At 42.2% G+C, this 19664-nt stretch carries 16 protein-coding genes; 10 read left to right on the top strand and 6 right to left on the bottom strand.

Going from position 1 to position 19664, the window contains the following annotated elements:
• The first annotated feature begins 68 nt into the window (after positions 1-68).
• On the top strand, positions 69-899 hold the full coding sequence (gene tsf / locus ACEQZT_RS09090; RefSeq protein ID WP_370089120.1) for a translation elongation factor Ts: 831 nt from the start codon (positions 69-71) through the stop codon (positions 897-899).
• Positions 900-1275: 376 nt separating this feature from the next.
• Here tsf and ACEQZT_RS09085 read toward each other — a convergent pair whose 3' ends face one another.
• Positions 1276-2229, bottom strand: a complete 954-nt coding sequence (locus tag ACEQZT_RS09085) for a zinc dependent phospholipase C family protein (RefSeq protein ID WP_370089119.1) — start codon at positions 2227-2229, stop codon at positions 1276-1278.
• A 286-nt stretch (positions 2230-2515) separates the two neighbouring features.
• On the opposite strand from ACEQZT_RS09085, the gene ACEQZT_RS09080 reads away from it, so the two are divergent.
• Positions 2516-3013, top strand: a complete 498-nt coding sequence (locus ACEQZT_RS09080; protein ID WP_370089118.1) for a hypothetical protein — start codon at positions 2516-2518, stop codon at positions 3011-3013.
• Positions 3014-3015: 2 nt separating this feature from the next.
• On the opposite strand, the gene ACEQZT_RS09075 is transcribed toward ACEQZT_RS09080, so the two are convergent.
• Positions 3016-3726, bottom strand: a complete 711-nt coding sequence (locus tag ACEQZT_RS09075; RefSeq protein ID WP_370089117.1) for a zinc permease — start codon at positions 3724-3726, stop codon at positions 3016-3018.
• 46 nt (positions 3727-3772) lie between these two features.
• The gene (locus ACEQZT_RS09070; RefSeq protein ID WP_370089116.1) at positions 3773-4807 is read right to left on the bottom strand and encodes an FAD:protein FMN transferase; all 1035 of its coding nucleotides are present in this window, start codon (positions 4805-4807) and stop codon (positions 3773-3775) included.
• 67 nt (positions 4808-4874) lie between these two features.
• Between ACEQZT_RS09070 and ruvB the strand changes: the two genes are divergently transcribed.
• The 7 genes from ruvB (at position 4875) to ACEQZT_RS09035 (ending at position 13433) form a co-directional block, all read left to right on the top strand.
• Positions 4875-5900 (top strand): Holliday junction branch migration DNA helicase RuvB, encoded by a 1026-nt coding sequence (ruvB, locus tag ACEQZT_RS09065; protein WP_370089115.1) that lies wholly within the window; start codon positions 4875-4877, stop codon positions 5898-5900.
• A 41-nt stretch (positions 5901-5941) separates the two neighbouring features.
• Positions 5942-6529 carry a superoxide dismutase family protein gene (locus ACEQZT_RS09060; protein ID WP_370089114.1) on the top strand — a complete coding sequence of 196 codons (588 nt, stop codon included), beginning with the start codon at positions 5942-5944 and terminating at the stop codon, positions 6527-6529.
• A gap of 18 nt (positions 6530-6547) precedes the next feature.
• Entirely contained in the window at positions 6548-7474 is a 927-nt protein-coding gene (gene queG, locus ACEQZT_RS09055; protein WP_370089113.1) for a tRNA epoxyqueuosine(34) reductase QueG, read from the top strand.
• Between the two features lie 16 nt (positions 7475-7490).
• Positions 7491-8093 carry a trimeric intracellular cation channel family protein gene (locus ACEQZT_RS09050; RefSeq protein WP_370089112.1) on the top strand — a complete coding sequence of 201 codons (603 nt, stop codon included), beginning with the start codon at positions 7491-7493 and terminating at the stop codon, positions 8091-8093.
• Between the two features lie 45 nt (positions 8094-8138).
• Entirely contained in the window at positions 8139-10253 is a 2115-nt protein-coding gene (locus ACEQZT_RS09045; RefSeq protein WP_370089111.1) for a M3 family metallopeptidase, read from the top strand.
• Between the two features lie 134 nt (positions 10254-10387).
• A complete protein-coding gene (locus ACEQZT_RS09040) occupies positions 10388-12832 on the top strand; it encodes a zinc-dependent metalloprotease (RefSeq protein WP_370089110.1) in 2445 nt (814 codons plus the stop codon).
• Positions 12833-12938: 106 nt separating this feature from the next.
• A complete protein-coding gene (locus ACEQZT_RS09035) occupies positions 12939-13433 on the top strand; it encodes a histidine phosphatase family protein (RefSeq protein WP_370089109.1) in 495 nt (164 codons plus the stop codon).
• A gap of 108 nt (positions 13434-13541) precedes the next feature.
• On the opposite strand, the gene ACEQZT_RS09030 is transcribed toward ACEQZT_RS09035, so the two are convergent.
• On the bottom strand, positions 13542-14654 hold the full coding sequence (locus ACEQZT_RS09030; protein WP_370089108.1) for a class I SAM-dependent RNA methyltransferase: 1113 nt from the start codon (positions 14652-14654) through the stop codon (positions 13542-13544).
• A 49-nt stretch (positions 14655-14703) separates the two neighbouring features.
• Positions 14704-16059 (bottom strand): amidohydrolase family protein, encoded by a 1356-nt coding sequence (locus ACEQZT_RS09025; RefSeq protein WP_370089107.1) that lies wholly within the window; start codon positions 16057-16059, stop codon positions 14704-14706.
• Positions 16060-16506: 447 nt separating this feature from the next.
• Here ACEQZT_RS09025 and ACEQZT_RS09020 point away from each other — a divergent pair, with 447 nt between their 5' ends.
• Complete coding sequence (locus ACEQZT_RS09020; protein WP_370089106.1) at positions 16507-17331, top strand: hypothetical protein; 825 nt, start codon at positions 16507-16509, stop codon at positions 17329-17331.
• A gap of 409 nt (positions 17332-17740) precedes the next feature.
• On the opposite strand, the gene dnaK is transcribed toward ACEQZT_RS09020, so the two are convergent.
• Entirely contained in the window at positions 17741-19660 is a 1920-nt protein-coding gene (gene dnaK / locus ACEQZT_RS09015; protein ID WP_370089105.1) for a molecular chaperone DnaK, read from the bottom strand.
• Positions 19661-19664 lie beyond the last annotated feature (4 nt).

Raw genomic sequence — 19664 nt, 5'->3', positions numbered from 1 at the left:
AAAGATTGAACATTGATGTATTTCGGTGTTCAATTTTTGTTTGTAGAATATTAAAACCAAGAAATAAAATGGCTATTACAGCACAAGACGTAAACAAACTAAGGCAAATGACTGGTGCCGGCATGATGGATTGCAAAAAGGCGCTAACAGAAGCAGAAGGTGATTTCGACAAAGCGGTGGAGCTTTTGAGAAAGAAGGGACAGAAAGTGTCCGCTTCCAGAGCTGACAGAGAAACTTCTGAAGGTGTAGTATTTGCAAAAACTAACGATGCAGGAACTGAAGGAGCATTGATCGCTTTTACATGTGAGACCGATTTCGTAGCGAAAAACGATGAGTTCGTACAGCTAGGAAATCAAATTGCTGAGCTTGCATTTGCTGAAAAGCCTGCAAACATTGAGGCTCTTAATGGAATGAAATTGGGCGACCTTACCGTAGGCGATAAAATTGTAGAGCTGACGGGAAAAATAGGTGAGAAACTTGAGGTAAAAGCTTTCGAGGTAGTGACTGGCGAGGCTGTAGTTCCTTACATTCACTCCAATGGAAAACTAGGTGTGATGGTGTCCCTATCCAATGTGAATGGCGCTAGCGTAGAAGAAGCTGGAAAGGATGTAGCTATGCAAATTGCTGCGATGAATCCTGTAGCTGTTGACAAAGACGGAGTAGATCCTGCCGTTGTGGAAAAGGAAATTGAGATTGGAAAAGAGCAAGCAAGAGCTGAAGGAAAGCCTGAAAATATCATCGAGAAAATAGCGATGGGTAAGCTGAACAAGTTCTACAAAGAGAACACCCTGCTTAGCCAGTCTTTCGTAAAAGACAACTCTCAGTCTGTTTCTCAGTACTTAGATACAGTGTCTAAAGGATTGACAGTAGCAGAATTCAAAAGAGTTTCTATCGGGTAACTCTAATTGAACAGATTTAGATAACCACCTTGACCATCGAGTTGAGGTGGTTTTTTTATGCGTTAAAACAATTTATGTCAATAAGTATTTTGCTTAGTCACATCTAAGAGTAAGTCCGAAACCGATTAAAATGATAGAATTAGGACATTTACAAAAAAAAAGATGGACAAACAGGTGAACTATATAGACCCGGCTATCCTTACGCGTAAGTTCGTTAGGACGGGGACTTTAGTGAGAGTTGCTTCGCTTGGCCTAGCATATCTTGCGATAATATTAATGTCAATCTAAGGGTCTTTTCAACCAGCAAGACCTGATTAGCCAAGGATAATTATGCCTTGGCTTTTTTGTTTTTTAGAAAAAACCCGCTTTATAGTCGTTATTGTCCCTCCACATTAGCTTCGTGATTTCGCACCTTTACCTTGGGGTCTACTACAAATGTTGAGTCTTGGAACTCCTCATTGATCAATAAATCACTTAAGTCTGGCTGTCCTGCTTTCACCCAACAGCTAAACCAGAAATCGCCAACCATTTTAATAGAAGCTCGCATTCGTCTTTCTACCATCCCATTCAATTTTCGATGGTAGTCGGAGGAAAAATCATACGTATGCGTTCGAATGGTTGAGTTACCTCTCTCCTCATACCCATATTTCTTTGACTCTGGATATTTTATGGTAAGCTGCTTCTCAAACAAAAGCACTGAATCGAGCGCCTCATGTGCTTTCACCACTGCATCCCAGGCATACAGCTGCAAGTTTTCTACATACTCAGCTTTACCTGACAGCAAGTCATAATTTTCAGCAAACAATTCTGGAAGTCTTGACTCCCAAAACCCATGAATCCCATATTGACCAGTTAGCTGACCGTTGTAATTTTCAGTAGTGTGAAGGGGGACATTTGCATCAGCGATATAATGTCCCATATCGGATGAAAGTCTTAAAATCTGATCTGCATCCTTATTTTGAAATGCCTTTATCAACCAATAGGTCATACGATTAATGTGATAAGGCACAATTCCATAAGCTTGAAGCGTATCCTCAGAGTATTTCTCCACGGCCTCACTCCAATACCTTGGCATTTTATAAACCGCAGAATCCCCATAAACATCCACATCTATGTAATGTCTGGCGGCTTCTGCTTCCACTGCATACCTGCGCATATCCGGATTTACAGCCTTCTCCGTCACATATTGAATATTCTGCTTATAAAAAACGATCATCTCAGGCGGCAAAGTGAATACCGCGAGCCTGTTGATTTTTTGATGAGCAAAAAATCCCCAGCTTTGAGAAAAAGTTGGGATTATGATGAGAAGCCAAGCGAGAAGTAACCTCATGGGTTTAAATTAGGAAATAATTAATAAAAGCATACTTAATCATCTAATGCAAATCAAGAGGCTCTATAATCTTATCATCATCACTATCATTATTGGATGTAATAAATCTCATTCCTTTGAAAAAGTTGCCTGTTTTGAATCAGACACCTCGTATGTAGTTTTCAAACCCTGCAGACAGATAATATATAACGCAAAGTTTTGGGATGCAGAGTCAAATCTGATATCAGAAAGTAAAGTTTGGATGATGGCAACAGGGAAACCATGGGAAATGCAGCCGGACAGGCAAATGGAATTGATCATCCAATATGAATTTGATCCTGCTGAAAAAGAAACAATAAACAAAAGTTTGATTAACAAAGGAATTGAAGAATGGTCATGGGTAAGACAAACCAATACTGGAATTATTGAAAATGAAGGAATGTTTTGGATGCATCCATTCAGGCAAAATCAATACAACTTCACTGAGGTTGCTCCATTTCCAGGAGTAAGGCTTCCTCTAGAAATTGGTAAAACTTGGACGGGGAACTTAAATATAGGTGATGGCTGGGGTGACTGGAAAAATTCTACTCTTTCTAATATTTATCAAGTAGTTGCTTTTGAAGAAATTGACCTCTCCTATGGCAAAATGCAAGCGTGGCATATCAATTCCACCACAACAGCACCTTTTGGCGTTTCAACTCACAACTTTTGGTTCAATGATGAATTAGGTTTTGTTAAAATGATAATCAACAGCTATGCCGGCCAAACCCTTCAATTTGAATTAATTGAGGTTATCGAAAATTGAATCTAAATCATAAACTCAACCAAAATGGCCAACACTGCACCCATCAACGAGATGAGGATTTTATTCAATCCAAAATGATGCTCTGGGCTGGCCTCCACAAAAATGGTGGTCGATATATGAAGAAAGCTTCCACATACAATTGCAAAAACAATTAAGACAGCATCCGAAGACAGAAGGATGAAATCGCTCAACAGCAACCCTGCCGGAGATGCCAAACTAAAGAGTATGAGTAGATATAAAGCACGCTTTCCTAAGCCCTGCATGGTTGCCATCAGCGCGAATGCAGCTGGCATTTTATGCAATACAATCCCTAAAAGAAGCGAATAGGATTCATGCTTTTCGTGAAATGGAGAATCATGTGTGAGCAGCGTCCCTTCCAGCAAACTATGAACCATAAGAGCTGTGATAATAGAGAACCTTCCGCTAACAGACACAGCTTTATTGGTATGTACATGACCGTGCTCCACTCCTGAAGAGAAGTATTCCAAAAACTGCTGCATAAAAAACCCTATCAACACATAAAGTCCAACCTTGGAGGGATTGGGGCTAATAGAAAAAAGCTCAGGAATGATGTGAATAATGGTGATTGCAAAAAGGTACGAACCGGCAAATATGAGCGGCAAACGAAGATTTTGCTTCATGCCGGGAATCAGGTTCAGGCTCAACCCGCCCAGCAGGGTGCAAACAATAAGTATGAGTATGGTTAGGATCATGATTCGGTTAGACTTCCAAATTTGCTAAAAGAAACCATTCCTATGGCTATTTAATTCCAGTTGTTTTATTCATTTCTAAAAATGGCTTAATCCCTTCGGATACATAACTCTCTAAATCACCATTTCTATTACGATAAACGAGGATTCCATCCAGCCCCTGAGCCTTCATTATTTCTTTTGAGTAATCAACACCTAAGACCATGAAGGCTGTGGCATAAGCATCTGCTGTCATGCAATCAGTAGCAAAAACCGATGCGCTCAACAGGTTATGTTTAGCTGTATAGCCCGTTCTGGGATCAATTATATGCGCAAAGATTTTCCCATCTTTCTCGTAGTAGTTTCTGTAATTTCCAGAGGTGGCCAACGAAAGGTCTTTCAATCGAACGATGGCTAGAAGTCTTTGCTCATCTGACGATACAGTTGGATCTTCAATACCTAGAGACCAAGGTTTTCCCTCTTCATTCACACCCCTGCACCTAACCTCTCCTCCTATTTCCACCAAGTAGTCTCCAATCCCTTTAGCCTCCAGTAGCTCAGCTACCACATCTACGGCATACCCTTTGGCAATGGCACCAAAATCAAGTTGGAAATTTGCTGGCTGCTTCACCCCCGCTTCATCAAATTGAACCTGATCGAACCCGATTATCGATCTGAGTGAATCTACTGTGCTGGAATCGAGCCTGGGTATGGTTTTATTTGGACCAAACCCCCAGGCCTGAACCAACGGACCAATGCTCGGATCAAAAGTTCCTTGAGTTGCCTTGAAAACCTCCCTGCTGGTTTGAAGAACGGGGTAGAAATACTTTGATTGAAAAGAAAGCGAGCCCTGCTCATTGAGCGTGGAAATCTCAGAAGATGGAATATAGGTGGAAAGGGATTGATTAAATGCCACCAACTCATCAGCTATCTCCTTATCCAGCCCTTCCTTAAATCTGTCAATGTATTTCACATTGTAGATGATGGTACCCATCGTCTGGCCGGTAATGTGGTACATTCTAGGCTCATCTTTTCTTAAATAAGAGGCGATGACAAACGCAATAATGAGCCCGATTCCGAAGATTAATAGTCGCTTTTTATTCATGAGATTTTATCTGTCGCAAAACTAAATCAATCAGACTTCAATCGCTTTGTGAGTTATATTTGAGGCGATGAGAGAAGACTACCTGCAAGCAGACGGTGAGGGCATGGAATCCTCCGAGAAAGAAATTGAAAAGGCGCTACGCCCATTATCATTTTCTGATTTCACCGGGCAGCACAAAGTAGTTGAAAACCTTAAAATATTTGTAGAAGCAGCCAAGCAGCGAACAGAACCACTGGATCATGTGCTTCTTCACGGCCCCCCCGGGCTTGGCAAGACCACTCTGTCATTCATCATTGCCAACGAGCTGGAATCCAACATCAAGGTAACTTCAGGACCTGTATTGGACAAAGCAAGCGAACTTGCCGGATTACTTACCAACCTCGAGCCACATGATGTGCTGTTCATTGACGAGATTCATCGACTAAATCCTGTCGTAGAGGAATATCTCTACTCCGCCATGGAAGATTATCGAATCGATATCATGTTGGATTCCGGCCCAAATGCCAGGTCGGTTCAAATAGAGTTAAACCCTTTTACACTGATTGGGGCTACAACCAGATCCGGACTCCTCACCTCACCTTTGCGTGCGAGGTTTGGGATCAATGCACGCCTGGAGTATTATGATTCGAAATTGCTCACAAAAATAGTTGGGCGGTCAGCAGATATTTTAAACTCCATCATAGATGAAGAAGCCGCCTATGAAATCGCTCGACGAAGCAGAGGCACCCCACGAATTGCAAATAATCTACTAAGAAGAACCCGAGATTTTGCACAAATCAAAGGAGATGGAGCCATCACATTGGACATTTCTAAGATGGCTCTAAAGGCGCTGGATGTAGATGATCATGGACTGGATGAAATGGACAACCGCATCCTTTCCACTATCATAAACAAGTTTAAGGGTGGTCCAGTAGGTCTTGGCACCATTGCCACAGCCTGCAGCGAAGAGTCCGAAACAATTGAAGAAGTGTATGAACCTTTCCTTATCCAGGAAGGCTATATCAAGCGAACTTCTCGTGGTAGAGAAGCTACCGAACTAGCCTATAAACACTTAGGTATTATACCTCCATCGCAAACCGGATCATTGTTTTAATGGTTTGATTTTTGTGGATTGTTAAAACAAAAAAATAATCAATGAGGAGCTTTGCATATCTATTAATTCTTACCCTGGGGCTTTCTTCATGTAAAGATTCAGAACCGGGACCAAAAACATTCGCAGCTGCTGATATCTACCTTGTCAATACTGAAGATGGAAATATATATGAAAAAGGCGAATGGACGGGAAACGCCCAGTTTATCTATCAAGATGGAGTTACGTCACTAAAAGTCTCGCTCTCAGGAATGGAACCCAACACTTCCCATGCTATGCACCTGCACGATGGCACTCTGGAGGAGCCGGGCAGGCATTGGAATCAAGGGAAGTTTGTGGCATTTTGTAAGGAATTAAGTCTGGGTGAAGTGTGGGCTAAAACCTTTGCCGGCGATATAGGCAATATCGAAATTGATGGTGATGGCAATGGGACGTTTATCATAAAAACAGACTTGTGGAGTCTTGGGACTGAGGATGATAAGGACATTGCGGGCACTATCTTATTCGTTCACGAGAAATTCGAAGATTTTGCCAATGAATGCGATCCTGGACATAGTCACCCACCTCATGGGCACATAAATCCAAAAATTGCCGGAGGTACAGTAATCCTGGATGCTCAATTACTGGAATGATTTTCCTTTCTTTGGGAAGTGTCATCCCAGGCGAAACATACAGTACTTATTAAATCCATTGCTTCAGAGCTAGGTTTTTCCTATTGCGGAATTGCCAACGCTGAATTTCTTGAGAAAGAAGCTCCAAGACTCGAGGAGTGGCTAAGCAGAGGGTATCAGGGTAAAATGAGCTATCTGGAAAATCACTTCGAGAAAAGACTGGATCCAACAAAGCTGGTGCCGGGAGCTAAGTCCGTGATCAGCTTGGTTTTCAATTATTTCCCTGAGAAAAATCTTTCCAATGAAGCACCTAAAATTGCTAAGTATGCCTACGGACAGGATTATCATTTTGTGATCAAGGACAAACTCAAAGAATTCATGAATAGAATTCAGGAGGAGATTGGTGAGGTAGATGGCCGTGCGTTTGTGGATTCCGCACCTGTGCATGAGCGAGCCTGGGCTGCCAAAAGTGGATTGGGATGGGTTGGAAAAAACTCTCTTCTGCTTAATCGTGAAATGGGCAGCTTCTTTTTCCTCGCTGAGCTGATCATTGACCTGGAGCTAGAGCCAGATGGGCCAATGAAAGACTACTGTGGAACATGTACTGCTTGTCAGGATGCCTGCCCTACCGATGCGATCCCAGAGCCATATGTGGTAGACGGCAGTCGATGTATTTCCTACCTTACCATAGAGCTCAAAGATGAAATCCCTATAGAGTTCAAAAACAAAATGGAAGGTTGGGTTTTTGGATGCGATATCTGTCAGGATGTTTGTCCCTGGAATCGGTTCTCTAAACCACACCAAGAATCGGCATTCCAACCTCAGGGTTGGGAAGAATTTTCAAAACAGGAGTGGCAGGAAATGACTAAAGAGGTTTTTCAAAAAGTCTTCAAAAAATCAGCGGTGAAACGAACAAAGTTTGAGGGATTGCAGAGGAATATCAAGTTTATTAAATCATTGGAATAGTAACTACTTTCGCTCTGTGACTATCCTTTACTTCATCGATATACTGGGAACGATGGTTTTTGCCATCTCAGGGGCACTGGCCGGACGAGATAAAAAACTGGATTTTTTTGGCATTGCTGCGGTCGGCCTAATCACGGCAATCGGCGGTGGAACCGTGAGAGATATATTGCTAGGAAGCACCCCTGTCGGGTGGATGAAAGACCTCATCTACCTCGCCATGATTGGTTCGGGTATTCTCATCTCCCTTCTTTTTGGGAAAGTGGTGCTGAAGCTGCGGCGTACCTTCTTTATGTTCGATACAGTCGGAATTGCAGTGTTCACCGTGCTCGGACTTCAAAAAGCTTTAAATCTCGGGGTGCATCCAATCATAGCAATCATGATGGGGATGGTTTCAGCAGTCTTTGGTGGAGTGATCAGGGATATCGTATGCAATGAAATCCCGCTCATCTTCAGAAAAGAAATCTACGCCCTCACCTGCCTGTGCGGCGGCATTCTTTATGTTATTCTAGATCGTTTCGCTGTAGAGCAGGCCATCAATATAGTTGTAACAGTTTCTTTTATTGTGATCTTTCGTGTGATGGCAGTAAAATTCAAATGGAAATTGCCTGATATTTCATAGAAAATCATTTGACTAAATTTACTATTCAATCCAAGAAACCTTAAAATGAAAAAATTGCTTTATGTAATGGCAGCAGGAATTCTTTTTAGCTGTCAGACACAATCAGGAAATCAGGAAATGCAAACAGAAAATCCATTCTATCAGGAATGGGACACCCCGTATGGTGTACCTCCTTTCGATCAAATCAAGGATGAGCATTACATGCAAGCCTTCGAAGACGGCATGGCGCAACAGTTGGAAGAAGTAAATGCTATAGCGACCAACGATGAAGCACCAACTTTCGACAACACCATTACAGCCTTTGAAAAATCGGGAGAGTTGCTAACTAAGGTTGCCAATGTATTTTTCAATTTGACCTCCGCTCATACCAATGATTCCATTCAGGGGATAGCACGTGTAATAAGTCCGAAACTTTCTGAGCACAACGACAACATCTTCCTCAATGCGGACTTCTATGCAAGGGTAAAAAACCTTTATGATCAGCGTGAGGAACTAGACCTTACCACTGAGCAAGCAAAGCTTTTGGATAACTACAATACTCAGTTTGTGCGAGCTGGGGCTGCACTAAGCGAAGAAGATCAAACCAAAATGCGAGAGTTGAATGGCCAACTTTCATCGCTTTCAGTTGCCTTCGGTGAAAATGTACTTGCAGAGACCAACAAATTTGAAATGGTACTGACGGAAGACGATCTTGATGGTCTCCCTCAAAGTGTAATTAATGGCGGTGCTGATGCTGCTGCAGAACGTGGCTATGAAGGTAAATATGTATTCACCACTCATCGTCCAAGCCTATATCCATTCATCACATATTCTACCAACAGGGAGCTAAGAGAAAAGCTTAAAAAGGGATACCTTAATCGAGGAGATAATAATGATGAGAATGACAACAAAGAACTTGCTCGTCAACTGGCCAACGTAAGGCTGGAAAAAGCCAAGTTGCTGGGCTATTCCAGCTGGGCTGATTATGTGCTAGCTCAGCGAATGCTGGATACTCCTGACAAGGTTTACAACCTCCTTGACAAAGTGTGGCCTGCAGCTCTTGAAGCTGCTAAAAAAGAGCGTGACTTGATGAAGAAAATGGCCGCTACTGAAGGCTTAGACATTGATATTATGCCGTGGGACTGGTGGTATTATGCAGAGAAGATCAAGAAAGAGCAGTACGATTTAGATGAAAACGAAATCCGGCCTTACCTCAAGGTGGACAATGTCATAAACGGCACATTTACACTTGCAAACAAACTGTTTGGACTGACTTTCGAGGAGCAAACCGACATTCCAAAGTACCATTCAGATGTTCGCACTTACACCGTGAAAAATGAAGCTGGTGAGCTAATAGGTATTTACTTATCAGACTGGTTTTATCGTGGCAGTAAAAGAGGTGGTGCATGGATGAATACTTACAGAAGCCAAAGCAATATGGATGGCAACCGCATCATCCCAATTGTTACGAATGTGGGGAATTTCACCAAGCCGACAGGTGACACTCCATCCTTGCTTTCGCAAGACGAAGCGACTACACTTTTTCATGAGTTTGGTCATGCACTGCATGGGTTGCTTTCCGAGTGTACCTACCCTTCTATTTCCGGCACATCCACACCTCGGGATTTTGTAGAGTTCCCTTCTCAGGTTTTAGAAAACTGGGTTTTCGAGCCTGAGATGTTAGCCTTGTATGCTTTCCACTATGAAACAGGAGAAGTGATGCCTTCCGAACTGGTAGAAAAAATCAGAAACGCCGGTCAGTTCAATCAGGGATTTGGCACAGTTGAATATATGGCGGCAGCTTACCTGGATATGGCTTACCATACAGTGACCGAGCCAATTACTGTGGATGCAGGCGAATTCGAGAAAACAGCAATGGATGAAATCGGGTTGATCGATGCAATAGCCCCACGCTATAGAACAGGATATTTCTCTCATGCATTTTCCAGTCCTGAAGGATACTCAGCAGGGTACTACAGCTACCTAAACTCTGAGGTGATGGATGCCGATGCATTTGGCGCATTTAAGGAAAATGGACTGTTTGACAAGGAAACAGCAAATGCATACAGAGAGCATATCCTATCCAAAGGAGGTACAAGAGACGCAATGGAAATGTATGTAAACTTCCGTGGCAGAGAACCCAAGTTTGAGGCAATTCTGGAGAGACGAGGATTTAATTAATCAGAAAAAAATGATTTTGAAAGGCCAGCAACTGCTGGCCTTTTTTGTATTTACCTACCGCTTAAATAAAACTAAATCCATTTTAATAACTTCCGAACTAAGTTGCTCTTAATTAAACTAAACCTCAATAGAGCATGAAAAGAGTACTTGTCTTGATGCTTGCTTTCACATTTGTAGGATTTACCACAGAAGTGCAAGCTCAAAAAAAGAAAAAGAAAAAAGGTGACGGAACAGAGCAGGAGGCACCTAAAAAAAAGAAGAATGGTCTCAAAAACTACTCAGAAGTAATAACCGATGAAGCCATCACTGACGAGGGATTGATTACTTCTCATCAGGTTGGTGACGATTACTATTTTGAGATTCCAGCTGACCTTTTAGAAAAGGAAATCTTAATTGTCTCTAGAATTGCTGGCCATGTAAAGGGGCTGAATTTTGGAGGAGCAGGTATGAAATCCCGGCCTCAGCAAGTGATTCGGTTTCAGAAACTGGGAAGTAAAATCTTGATGCGATCTGTCTCTTATAACAATGTAGCAGATGAAAACGAACCCATCTACACCTCAGTAAAAAACAACAACTTCGAGCCTATCATTCAATCATTTTCATTGGAAACAATGAAGGATGATTCCTCTTCATACGTGATCAAAGTTTCGGATTTTTTTGCAGAGGATATCCCTATGATCGGTGGACTGAGAGATTCGGAGAGAAAGCGATTCAAAATAAAAGGAGTTGATAAATCACGCTCCATGATCACTTCAGTGAAGTCATTTCCGGAAAACGTAGAAGTACGTCATATCCTGACCTATCGTGGAGATGAGCTGCCAGACAATCAATTAACTGAAACTCTTTCCATTGAAATGAATCAGTCAATGATTCTTTTGCCGGCAGAACCCATGGTTCCAAGATATCATGATGAACGAGTAGGGTTCTTTTCACTGCGCCAAATCGACTATAGCTCTAATGAGCAAAAAGCCGCGCAACGAAGATTTATAACCAAATGGAGACTGGAGCCAAGCGACTGGGATGCGTACAATCGAGGCGAGTTAGTGGATCCTGTAAAACCAATTGTGTACTATGTAGATCCGGCTACTCCAGAGAAGTGGAGAAAGTACATCAAGCAAGGTGTGGAAGATTGGCAGGTAGCCTTTGAGGCCGCAGGATTTAAAAACGCGATTCTTGCCAAGGACCCTCCGAGCAAAGAAGAAGATCCGGACTGGAGCCCGGAAGATGTACGCTATTCGGTTATTCGATACATCGCTACAGATATTCAAAATGCGCAAGGACCACATGTTCACGATCCCAGAACCGGAGAAATTTTGGAAAGTGACATCCTTTGGTATCACAATGTGATGAACCTTCTTCGAAACTGGTACTTTGTGCAAACTGCAGCAGTAAACCCAAATGCACAAAAAGTAAAATTTGAAGACGAACTAATGGGTGAACTGATTCGATTCGTTGCGGCACACGAAGTAGGACACACGCTGGGCTATCCACACAACATGGGATCCTCTCCGGCTTACACAGTAGACCAACTTCGAGATAAGGAATTTACTGATACACATGGAGTTGCACCATCTATCATGGATTATGCAAGATTTAATTACGTGGCACAGCCGGAAGATGGCATCACCAATTTCTTCCCACGAATTGGCGAGTATGACCTTTGGGTAACGCAGTATGGTTACAAACCCATTGCCAATGTAACCAGTCCTGATGATGAAGAAGATATCTTAAACGCCTGGATAAAAGAAAAAGGTGATGATCCAATCTACAGATATGGACGTCAGCGAGGCTTGCCAGTAGACCCTACTGCGCAAACAGAGGATATCGGTCATGACTCCATGATCGCCAGTGAGCTAGGAATCAGAAACCTAAAGCGAATTGTAGACAAACTTATGGAGTGGACTACAGAGGAAGGTAAAAACTATGACGATCTGCAAGAATTGTATGGCAATGTAGTAGGGCAGTTCAATCGCTACACCGGCCATGTAGTTTCCAACGTGGGTGGCGTATACGAGTATTATAAAACTGCAGATCAGGAGGGAGCTGTATACACGCACACCGAAAAAGACAAGCAGGAGCGTGCAGTCAAATTCCTGAATGAGCAACTTTTCGCAACACCAAATTGGCTGGTAGATTCGGAAATTCTAAGCAGAATCCAACAAGATGGATTGGTGGAAAGAATGCGAGCAAATCAGGTGCGTATCTTAAACAGGCTCACGATGGAAGAAATGCTCATGAGGATGATTGAGAATGAGGCGCTGAATGGATCGGACGCCTACTCCATTACTAGCTTATTTACAGATATGCGTAGAGGCATCTGGGGTGAACTTTACAATGGCAGAGCTATAGATACCTATCGCAGAAATCTTCAAAAAGAGCATGTGAGCAGATTGGGTGAGCTGATGAATCTTGAAGATGAGCAATATGCAAATTCAGATATCCCTTCTACGGCGATGGCAACATTGACCACATTGGAAAGAGATGTGCGAAGTGGGCTTGTCAGACAAAGAGATGAAAGTTCACGCTACCACTTACAGGATATTCAAAAGCGTATCGATGCGATTTTGAATCCGAAGTAAAATGATAAGATAATATCAAGACAATGTCATTCTGAACGCAGTGAAGAATCTTTAAATTTACAAACGAGATCCTTCGTGCCTCAGGATGACATTTTAACTCTGCATAATGAAAAAGCTAATACTCACCTCTCTCCTCTTTGCCTTCGCAACTATCACTTTTGCGCAAGACCAGACCACATTCATTTTGGTTCGTCATGCAGAAAAAGCTGTTGATGGAAGTAAAAATCCTCCTTTGAGTGAGGCTGGGCTACTGCGAGCCAACGAATTAGCGTCATTGTTGGCAAAGCAAAAGATTGATGCTTTGTATAGCACTCCTTTTATCCGAACTGAGGCTACTCTGACCCCTATTGCCCGTGATAAAGGCCTAAAGGTGATAAATTATGATCCTTATGCAGGTGCTGACTGGCTTCCTGATGCCCTGGAGAAACATGCGGGTGGAACAATCATGATTTCTGGTCATTCAAACACAATTCCAGCACTGGCAAATGCCCTCCTCGGGGAAGACATATTTGAACAATTTGATGAGAGTGATTACTCCAATCTGATCATCATCGTAACCAGTGAAGTAGGGAAAGGGAAGTTGGTGCGGTTGAGTTTCTAGATTCCAGTATTTCTAATTCTTCGAAAACCTGCCTTCCGCAGGTAGTCCGGAATGATGATCTCACCTGTAGTGTCATTCCTGATGAAGCGCAGCGGAATTCAGGAATCTTTAATACAACTCATACTTACAGAAATCACACTCCAACTTACCGTTGTAAAGTTTGATTCGTTCAGAATCTTTCAGCCCTATTTGTTTCAATGCTTGCTTGTTGGAGCTGATCAGCCAGGCATCATAGCCGTTAAAGTTTTGCTTAAATGCATCCCCCATAGATTTGTAGAAATCGAGTATATCATCCCCTATTCGCTCTCCGTATGGAGGGTTGGTAATTATCATACCTTCATCATTTATCGGTTTGAACTCTCGAAAATCCATGGTTTTGATTTTCACTTCTCGGCGCAAGCCGATCTTTCCCAAAGCCTTTCTTGCCAAGGTGACCGCATTATCATCAATATCAATTCCTGTGATATCCATGCTTGGCTTTCTAATTTTACCCAGCTCTTCGTTTTTCACGTTATTGAACAAAATGGGGCTATACTCCGGCCAGGTTCTGAAACCGAATTCTTTTCGTTTCAGGTTTGGTCCCATATTCATAGCGATCATAGCCGCCTCAGTGAGAATGGTACCACTCCCGCACATCGGGTCTACTAGCGGCAACTTTTTATCCCACCCTGAAAGAATGACCATACCTGCCGCCAGCACCTCATTCATGGGTGCCCGATGGCCCTCTTCTCTATATCCCCTTTGATTCAAAGCAGCACCCGAGCTGTCCATGGAAACCGTGAAAAAGTCATTAGCACAATGGATATTGAAAAGTACGTCAGGCTTATCTGTATCGATCGAAGGCCGTCTCCGGTACTTGTTTCGATACTGGTCCACCATGGCATCTTTTGCTTTCAACCCCACATACTTGGAGTGGGTGAAAACCTCTGAAAAAACTACCGGATCGATCGCAAAAGTCTGATCCACATCCAGAAAATTGGACCAGTCAAACTCCATCATTTTATCATAGAGCTGCTTTTCGTTCTTTGCCTGGAAACTGTAAATGGGAACCAGAATCTTCATCGCTGTTCTCAGCGAGAGATTGGCTCGATATAAAAAGGCCGGGTTGCCTTCACACTGCACACCTCTGGTGATTTTCTCGATTTTCTCTCCACCCAAATCCTCCACTTCTTTAGCGAGAATATCTTCAAATCCGAAAAGTGTTTTGATGGTTAGTTTCATAGGAGTGCAAAAGTACACTCTTAGAAGCTGTCATGAATCAATTTGACTTCTATTCCTCAATCCTGCGCTGAACCTTTCCTCTCTTAATGACTTTATTAATTTTTAGCGTATTGGAAATATTGGCCATAGGATTCTCATCCAACAAAATCATATCTGCAAGCTTTCCAACTTCAATACTCCCCAGACTATCTTCAGCATGCATCATTTTAGCCGCATTTAATGTGCCCATCTTCAATATATCCAAGGGTGCCATTCCCCCCATTTCAAGGAGCTGCATTTCTTCATGCAAACTATAGCCGTGAAAATTGAAATCGTTTCCTGCGTCTGTTCCTAAAACCATATTCAACCCCTGATCATTCAAGAATTGAATGTCTTGAGATTGAGGCTTGACAAAATCACTTAATCCATTTTCATCAATACCATATTCGTCTTGCAACATTTGAGAAAAGTAGTTCGCTCGATCGATTAGTTCGGGAGTTATTTCTTTTAATATGTTCTTATATGACGTAATCATATGCTTGTCCTCAAACCATTCTGGATGCAGCGGATATAAAAATGACTTATCAATCATTAATGTAGTCACCCATGAAGCATCTCTATTCTTAAGTTCGTCAATCCATTTCAAATGAATTGAATCATTCGGATCAATATTGACTCCTGTGTAATGCACCAGATTTTGAGCACCACCTTCTACTGCCATCCGCAATTCCTCATTATCGCTCACATGTGCGAAAACCTCCAATCCGTACTTCATGGCCTCCTCTACTGTCTTACTTATGAATGACAGAGGCATACGCTCAACAAACGGAGGCGCAGGGCCATCTTCAATCGTTATTTTTATTCCGAGTATCGGATATTCGGATACCAGCTTTACCAGCTGAGATATTTGGGCGGTATCCTTTAGAAAAAAGACGGTTTCACCTTCAACCCAATTACTACTTGCGTATGTCTTAACCGGGTGCCTTCCTTCCATAGTAAAATGCTGACTAGTATGAAAAACACGAGGTGCAGGAATGGAATCCTGATTTCCTCTGGCTCGCATTTCTGCATAATATTCATTCGTACATTTACCTCCTCCTGGAATAAATACAGATGTCACACCATAATGTATCAATTTTGGAAAATCCCTATTGAAGTCGGACGTGTGCACATGACAATCGAATAAGCCAGGGATGAGGTATTTGCCTGTACCATCGATAAGTATGCTCTGCCCCTTTATCACTCCAGAGTCAATTTTGATGATAATCCGATCTTTGATATAAACATTGGATCCTTCAACCAAAGGGGCACCAGTTCCATCAATTAGGTTGACATTGGAGATGATTAGGTCGTATTCAGGTGTCTGATCAGTATTGCAGCCAACAATGATTAGCGCAAGCAATAGTAGGGTGAGTGAGGCTTTCATAAACTAAATCTAATGAAAATGGCTATAGATTCTTCGCTATCGCCTGCATGTAGCAGGCTGGCTCAGAATGACACTTCGATTTTAAATTCAGTGACTGAACATATATCTACCCTTTCCTTTAGCTCCGTGATGTCATGCTGAGGCACGAAGCATCTATACACTAGCAGTCATTCCTGAGACTGACGAAGGAAGGATTCGGGAATCTTAATGATTAAAGATTCCGGTATTTCTCATTCTTCGAAAACCTCCTTCCGCAGGCAGGCCGGAATGAGGCAAACTTTAATATTAGTACGTCATTCCTGATGCAGCGAAGCGAAATTCAGGAATCTCTAAGATTTGGAGCAATAAAAAGGTAACAGAAAGTAGATTCCGGTATTTCTCATTCTTCGAAAACCGGAATGACGATTTAAGTAAAACGGTTATTTTTAAACTTTAAAGTCACCACTTATGATACTTAGCTGGCTCACTTCTGCTGGAAATAATATCGTTGAGAAAACAAAGAATCCATTTCTTGGAACATTTACGCTTGTCTGGCTGGCCCGAAACTGGGAATTGGTTTTTGCTCTATTCAATTTTGACGAGAATTATACGCTTGAGAAAAAAATCGAGTTTCTATCAGAAAGAATTCAATATGATACTTTTTGGACGGAAGTTGGGTATAATATTCTGTGGACATTCATCGTCCTCATACTCACTTATCTATTGATCAATATAGCTCGTGTAATCTCCAATCTTTTTGAAAAGAGGCTCACTCCAATCATTTATAAATGGACTGACTATAAATCATTAGTTCCAAAATCAGAATACCAAGGAGCACTGACAAGAATGAATGAATTACAAGAGAGGTTAGACAAAGAGGTGCAAGAAAAAATTAGACTTCAAAATGAGCGAGATAAGCTTGAAGAAGATTTCCAAAAATTAAAGATTGAAGGATCAAATTTGGAAGACAGTCCAAAGATGGTGGAGACTGAAAAACCAAAAAGCAGACAACTTTTTAAGGATAATTTGCCGGAATCATCTCCCTTGGAAAAGGATTCAAATATTGATTTCTTCAAAAATATTACTAATGAATACTCTTTTGATCATGTAAAAAAAATACTTGATTCTACGATTGATGAAGATGAAATAGATTATGGTGAGGAGTATGAATTAATTGATACTTTACTGGAAAAAGGATTTATTGTTGTTAAATCATATGGCAGTAATGAAAACAACAAATATCTGCTCACAAGTGAAGGTAAGGTTTTTTATAGCCTTTACTTTGATATATAAGAAACCCCCTCCAATTTCTCGAAGAGGGCGTATCACTACCTAAAAATTAGAACTTAACTACCTTAACCGATTAAGATTATTTGCAACTTTCTGTGAGAGGGACATTTGATTTAGGTCAAACGAATAAAGGATCTCGTCCAGAGAACGGGTAAACTCATTTGATTGCCCGGTGACATATTTTTTTCGAAGCTGATCGTACCAAAGATAAATTTTCATAATAGTGATTTTAGTGATTACACTATTATGACGGTCAGCATAAACTTTACCCTACTGAATAGTGACAAGTTGTAAGAAATAAGTGACATGGCTGGATAATAAAAAAACCCTCCCCGATTGCTCGAGAAGGGTATAATCTATATTCAGGGTAGACTTAGAAAAAACTTTCAGCTTATTGCTTAAAGCTTGCTACTTATTTCTTCTCTTCTTCTACCTCTTCGAATTCCACATCCGACACTTCATCGTCAGCCTTAGCCTCACCAGCACCAGCTCCCGCTGCTCCGGCATCAGCTCCTCCGGCTTCCTGCTGTGCAGCATACATCTCCTGGGATGCATTTTGCCATGCAGTGTTTAGCTCTTCCATTGCCGAGTCAATCGCCGCAAGGTCTTGCTTACCATGTGCTTCTTTCAGCTTGGTCAACCCACCTTCAATAGCAGACTTGTTACCTTCAGAAAGCTTGTCACCAAACTCTTTTAACTGCTTTTCAGTTTGGAAGATCAGTGAGTCAGCCTGGTTGATTTTCTCAACCTTCTCTTTAGCTTGCTTATCCGCCTCAGCATTCGCTTCAGCTTCCTGCTTCATCTTTTCGATTTCCTCATCGGTCAATCCTGAAGACGCCTCAATTCTGATTTTCTGCTCTTTTCCAGTGCCTTTATCTTTCGCACTCACATTCAGGATACCATTCGCGTCTATATCGAACGTCACCTCAATTTGAGGTACACCTCTCGGTGCAGGTGGAATACCGTCCAGGTGGAACTTACCAATTGACTTATTGTCTTTTGCCATTGGCCGCTCACCCTGAAGTACGTGAATCTCCACAGATGGTTGATTGTCAGCAGCGGTAGAGAATGTCTCGGACTTCTTGGTAGGGATAGTTGTATTAGACTCAATCAATTTTGTGAACACACCTCCCATGGTCTCAATACCAAGAGAAAGTGGTGTTACGTCAAGAAGTAGTACGTCCTTCACCTCACCTGTCAAAACTCCACCCTGAATTGCAGCTCCAATCGCCACAACTTCGTCAGGGTTCACACCTTTAGAGGGCTTCTTACCGAAGAACTTCTCAACTTCTTCCTGAATCTTAGGGATTCGCGTAGAACCACCTACCAGGATTACTTCGTCAATATCCGAAGTAGACAGACCCGCATCTTTCAAGGCAGCTTTTACCGGCTCCATTGATCTTCGTACCAGATCATCAGCCAACTGCTCAAACTTAGATCGGGTTAATTTTCTCACCAAGTGCTTAGGCACACCATCTACCGGCATGATATATGGCAAGTTGATTTCAGTTTCAGAAGAACTCGAAAGCTCAATTTTTGCCTTCTCAGCAGCTTCTTTCAATCGCTGAAGTGCCATAGGATCTTTTCTCAAGTCAATGTTTTCATCACTCAGGAATTCTTCCGCCAACCAGTTGATGATCACACCGTCAAAATCATCACCACCCAGGTGAACGTCACCATTGGTAGACTTCACTTCAAATACACCGTCTCCAAGCTCAAGAATCGAGATATCGAATGTACCACCACCAAGGTCATACACCGCAATCTTCATGTCCTTGTCTTTCTTGTCCAGACCGTACGCCAGCGCCGCAGCTGTTGGCTCATTGATGATTCTTTTCACATCCAATCCAGCAATCTGTCCCGCTTCTTTGGTAGCCTGACGCTCCGCATCGTTGAAGTATGCAGGTACAGTCACCACAGCCTCTTTCACTTCCTGTCCAAGGAAGTCTTCAGCTGTTGACTTCATTTTTTGAAGGATCATCGCAGAAATCTCCTGAGGAGTGTAGGTTCTGTCACCGATTTTCACCCGCACAGTATCGTTGCTTCCAGCTTCCAGTCCGTAAGACACATTCTTCATTTCTTCCTTCACTTCAGAATATTTCTTACCCATGAATCGCTTCACGGAGCTCACCGTATTCTGAGGATTGGTGATCGCTTGTCTTTTCGCAGAGTCACCTACTTTTCTTTCTCCTTTTCCGCCATCGAGAAATGCCACGATAGATGGAGTAGTCCTTCTTCCTTCACTGTTTTGGATCACCACCGGCTCATTACCCTCCATTACTGAGACGCAAGAGTTGGTAGTTCCTAAGTCGATACCTATGATTTTTCCCATTTCT

Source organism: Ekhidna sp., assembly GCF_964218185.1.
GTDB lineage: Bacteria > Bacteroidota > Bacteroidia > Cytophagales > Cyclobacteriaceae > Ekhidna.
The sequence above is the reverse complement of the archived record's forward strand: the minus strand, read 5'-3'. Positions and strand labels throughout refer to the sequence as shown.